The organism is Mesorhizobium sp. (assembly GCF_004962925.1).
Taxonomy (GTDB): domain Bacteria; phylum Pseudomonadota; class Alphaproteobacteria; order Rhizobiales; family Rhizobiaceae; genus Mesorhizobium.
On record NZ_SUEO01000359.1, the window covers coordinates 1 to 3104 of the forward strand.

At 60.1% G+C, this 3104-nt stretch carries 2 protein-coding genes and 1 pseudogene; all 3 read right to left on the reverse strand.

Annotation, left to right across the window (positions count from 1 at the left end; genetic code table 11):
* Positions 1 to 1493 (reverse strand): sigma 54-interacting transcriptional regulator (locus tag E5W87_RS34820; RefSeq protein ID WP_292408326.1); only part of this gene is annotated, 1493 nt, incomplete at its 3' end.
* A 102-nt stretch (positions 1494 to 1595) separates the two neighbouring features.
* Positions 1596 to 2069, reverse strand: coding sequence for a hypothetical protein (locus tag E5W87_RS34825; protein ID WP_292408329.1), 474 nt, complete (start codon positions 2067 to 2069; stop codon positions 1596 to 1598).
* Between the two features lie 198 nt (positions 2070 to 2267).
* Positions 2268 to 2553: pseudogene (locus E5W87_RS34830) on the reverse strand (ribbon-helix-helix domain-containing protein).
* Positions 2554 to 3104: the final 551 nt, after the last annotated feature.

A 3104-nucleotide genomic window follows, 5' to 3' on the forward strand; every position in this document is an offset into this window, starting at 1 on the left:
ACCACGCGCTCTTCCAGGACGCGCAGCAGAAATGGCTGGATCTCAAGCGGCAACTCGCCGATTTCGTCGAGACTGAGCACACCGCCATTGGCCAATTCGAAAACACCCGGCTTGCCTTCACGCGAGGCGCCGGTGAAGGCGCCTGCGACGTGGCCGAACAATTCGCTGCCGAACAAATCCCTGGTAATCGCCCCGCAATTCATCGCAATGAACGGGTCGTTCGCTGTGCGCCGGCTGCCGGCATGGACAAGCCGCGCGAACAACTCTTTCCCGACGCCGGTTTCGCCTTCAACCAACAGCGAAGCGGCACTGTTCGACTGAGCGACCCGACAGGCAACTTCAACCGCGGCCAGCAGCGCTTCGCTTTTGCCAACGATCATGGCGGCAGCATCTTGAAGATGCTTGTTCACTTCCCTGCGGACTACCGTCACGCTGGAGACTGCCGGCATGGAGGGAAACACCAGCGCCGCGCCGCGGAGGTCGCCGTCGAGCTTGAGCGGCGTGATATGGCAGGATCGCAGATGGGCCGGCAGTGCTCTGGCAAGGTCGGCTTCAGAGCCGGAGGACGGAAGGTTCATCAGCCAGCGGCCACGGCCCGGCTCCATTGGGCCGTCCATCATTTCGACTTTCTCGCCGTCAGGCACGTTGTTGCAGAAGATCGCGCGGCCGCGATGATCGACGATCACCAACCCGTCTTTTCGGCGGTAGCTGGGAGCCGAGGAAATGAAGGCTTCGAGCAGACGCGTGCGTTGTTCCTGTTGTTGTTCGGCAAGCGCCTTTTCAATCTGCCGGGCCGTGGCAGCAACGAGCGCGGTGTTATGCGGCCGGAAGATTGGCGAATAGCCGGACAGGTCGACGACGCCGATGATCTTGCCGTCCAGGGGATCGCGGATCGGCGCGCCGGCGCAGGTCCAGGATTTGATGCCGGCGCAGAAATGCTCGGCAGCGTGGACGAAAGTCGGCTCGCCGGTCCAAAGCGCGGTACCGATACCATTGGTTCCGACGGCGTCCTCATTCCATTTGCCGCCGATGGCCAAGTGGATATCCATGCCGTCATGCAGCGTCTTCTTGTCGCCGATGGCGTCGATCAATACGCCGTCGCGGTCGGCCAGCACCAGCATCGCGCCTGTTCCGTCAAGCAACTGGCCAAGGGAGGCGAACGATCGCCGCGCCGCCGAAAGCAGCTCCGCATTGGCCCGGGTCAGATATTCGATCTCGTCGCGATCACTGCTCAGCGGCGCTTCGATCCCTTGAGCGTTGATGCCGCCGGTGGCGCTGCGATACCAGGAATCATGAATGAGGGAGCGGACATGGCTTGGGTGGACTGGATCACGGGTACATTTGGGGTCGTCGGCCAGAAAACTTTCCCAGGCGCGCATGGTTGCACGCTCGTCATAGTCGGTGTTGCCCAGAACCATTTGCCCCGCAGCCAGCGACGCACGCGCCGGCAGAGCATCGATCGTCGTCCGATTGGGGCCTAACTGGCGTTTCATTCAGTCATCACAGACCTTTTGAGGCATGCCATTTCTGTATGCTGTCGCGTTCGTATGCTGCCGCGATTGGACGTGCACAAGCACGCCCGGGCGTCTGCGACGTCAGTCTATGCCGAGTTTCGCGCCGATGTCGGCGGCAAGCTGTTCTTCTGTATAGCTGGCGGCAAGGCGAGACCCGTCCAGGTCAGCAAGTGCCTCGGCAACGCTTCCTTCGACCGGCGAGAAGAAGCCATTCTGCTTTGTCGCCAGCACGAAAGTCGGTTCCCCATCCCTGTTGCGGATATCACCGATGTGATGAAGCTGGCGGCCGGTGTTCTGATCCTTCGAGATCACGCGGCCGTTCATGGTGACCTGGATGCACGGCTTGGCTTCGGCCACCGGTGCCGCGCCGCCACCGACATGGATGATCAGGCCTTCGGCCTTCGGTTGCTGGCGTGGCTTCCTGGAAGCCGAATAGCGGCCGCCGCTGATCTGGTCGGCAAGGCGAACGATGGTCGAGCGGTTCTGCTCAATCAGTCTTTTAATTTGTACGTCCTCTCGCCGCGGGCCATCCCGCTTGGAGATAATCTCAACCATGAATCCTCCCAGATTCGCTCGGCGGTACCGTTGGTGCGGCTCATTTTTCCGTTGCGTTGAACTCTACACCGCCTCGGTAAAGTTCGCCATTCATATCACGTACATAGCACCAATATTCAGGTCGGTGGTAGCAGGCGGCTGCTACATGGATTTCCCGTGCTCGAAGAGAATGCCTGCAGGGTCAGGCAGCCTTGTTCGTCAATTCCGAGGTTCGCTTTCGAGTGGTTGTCTCTCACGCAGGTAGAGCGCACACGTGGCTCGCAGCATGGAGGCAAAGTTCGGAACATGGCCGCTGATCTCCAGCGCTTCGTCGTAGAGCGTCGAGAGGGAATTTCGGCGCAGTCGTTCCTTGGCCCAGTGCGATCTCGTCCAGCAAGGTCCAACAAGTCGCCTCGAGTCGGATGCTCGTCAAATGGCCAGCTATTCGAACTGAGCGATTGATCAGCCGGTACCCTTCCGGATCCTGCCCGGCAAAGACCTTTATACATGCAAAGAGTTTCCGTGTGATGTTACTTTGGGCGAAAGCACGGTTTCTGCGCCGGCATGATGCCAACTCGCTCAATTTGCGGTGACTACAATCCGGATGCCTTGTTCATCTCGCGTGTGAGCGGGCCGGAATTGCCGATGCAGGTCATACAACCGAAGCCGAGCGGGCGAACTTCGGTCGCGAAGGGCATTCGCGCTCTGGTTCGCGTGTGAACCATTAGGGCTGGCCGTTTTGCGTTGTTTGACGGCGAATCCAACCTTCGGGTGATGACCAATGAAATCTCTGGTAGCAGCGCTCTCCGCGCTCGCCGCTTCGGAAAGGCATCAGTTCGCAAACTGTCATCGAGGCAGCCTGTTGAACTCACAGTGAGATTTGAGCGAGGTGTTGCTACCAGTGCGCCGGAATTTGAATCTGCGAGGCCGTGACACGACCGACGATGCGCTTCACCGCTTCGCGGCCCTGGCAGCCTGGACCAGAAGGCTGGTGCCCGATGTCGGCGTGGAAACGAACCGGTGGTCCGGGCAGGTGATGGAGACCGTCGATTATGC

Bases quoted from the DNA above. Each gene is read 5' to 3' on its own strand.
- E5W87_RS34825 (WP_292408329.1), bottom strand. From the start codon at position 2,069: ATGGTTGAGATTATCTCCAAGCGGGATGGCCCGCGGCGAGAGGACGTA.